This is a genomic window from Rahnella perminowiae (genome assembly GCF_019049755.1).
GTDB lineage: Bacteria > Pseudomonadota > Gammaproteobacteria > Enterobacterales > Enterobacteriaceae > Rahnella > Rahnella perminowiae.
The window spans coordinates 1-1,290 of record NZ_JAFMOS010000165.1 but is presented as its reverse complement, the minus strand read 5'-3'; the positions used below and the strand labels follow the sequence as shown (position 1 = coordinate 1,290).

Below are 1,290 nucleotides of genomic sequence, written 5' to 3'. Positions count from 1 at the left end.
AATTAGTACTTGTTTCTGTCAGTGCTGCTGATGAAAAAGGTGCTAAAAAACAGCAAAGAATCGATGCCGGAATATATGCACAAAAGGAAGTTATTAAGATTACTAATCAACAATGGAAGGAGATTGCTCAAAAGGGACTGACTGAAAAATTGCTAACTGAGAAAGAAATTGTTCTTTTACAATTAGCATTATCAATCCCTCACAAAATTCCAAACGAAACGCAGTCAAAGTTACTACTTGATATTGTTAAAAAAGTCAGATAATACTTTTGCGATTTGATACGCCAAATAAGGTGGCACAGCATTTCCGACTTGATGAAATTGCTGTGTCCGATTACCTTGGAAGAAATAGTTGTCCGGGAATGTTTGTAGCCTGGCAGCTTCTCTAACAGTAAGGCTTCTACATTGTCGGGCATCATAGTGAATAAAATAATGACCATCTTTTGAAATATGGCTCGTTATTGTGGTTGATGGGTACTCTTTTAATTGAACCCGAAATCTGTCAGAGAACTTACCACTTTCCCAGTTCTTATGTTCTGGTTTAAGTCCCTGAATATCAAATTCCTTATGCCCTTTGGGTGACCGGTTATTTATTTTTGCAAAAACGGCTGCATAACCATATCTGCCTAAATCGCTATCCATATGCCCACGAGTTTCATGATTTAACCAGACCTGAAGACGATTATCAGAAAACCACTCTCTTATCAGATTTGAATTGTATGAACGGCATTCTGATGAATAACCTTTTTTGGGAAATCTCAAATTCCCAGTTGTTCCATTTTCTATGATTTCATAAGCAGTGTTTGTAAGTTCATTAGATAAGCTTTTATCTGTCGTTATTTTCGCAAGAGAGCATAACTGGTCCTTGACAATTTTTTTCCATCGTTCAGCCGAATCTTTACCTTTACTTAATTTACTTCTCAATTGAGGTAATTCACTTATAGCTTCTTCAACAGTAACATGATCATTAATTAAAAGTGTTCCCAGTGTACCAGGCATATCTTCTCTTATACCAACTAAAATGACTCTATGTCTCGCTTGCGGAATGGAGTGATTTTCTGCACGTATAATGAATTTATTAGGATCAATGCTTTTAGGATCATCTCCAGCCCTAAAAACTTGCTCGCTGACTAAGGAACATATTCTGTATTTAAAACCTTTTCCAACACGATTTAATGCAGAATCAGGATCAGTTAAGTCAATAAGTATATCATCAAAGACGCGCTTATCATTTACTTTTGAAGAGAGTATTCCTTTAACATTTTCCATTACAAAAATGGAAGGACTATAC

The 1,290-nt window shown here is 35.8% G+C and carries 2 protein-coding genes; one reads left to right on the top strand and one right to left on the bottom strand.

Going from position 1 to position 1,290, the window contains the following annotated elements; genetic code table 11:
- The coding region (locus tag J1785_RS00925) for a hypothetical protein (protein WP_217218586.1) at positions 1–263 on the top strand (263 nt) is incomplete at its 5' end.
- Here the strand turns inward: J1785_RS00925 and J1785_RS00920 are convergent.
- A partial coding sequence (locus J1785_RS00920; RefSeq protein ID WP_217218585.1) for a DNA cytosine methyltransferase occupies positions 234–1,290 on the bottom strand: 1,057 nt, incomplete at its 5' end. The two genes, J1785_RS00925 and J1785_RS00920, sit on opposite strands and share 30 nt — an antisense overlap.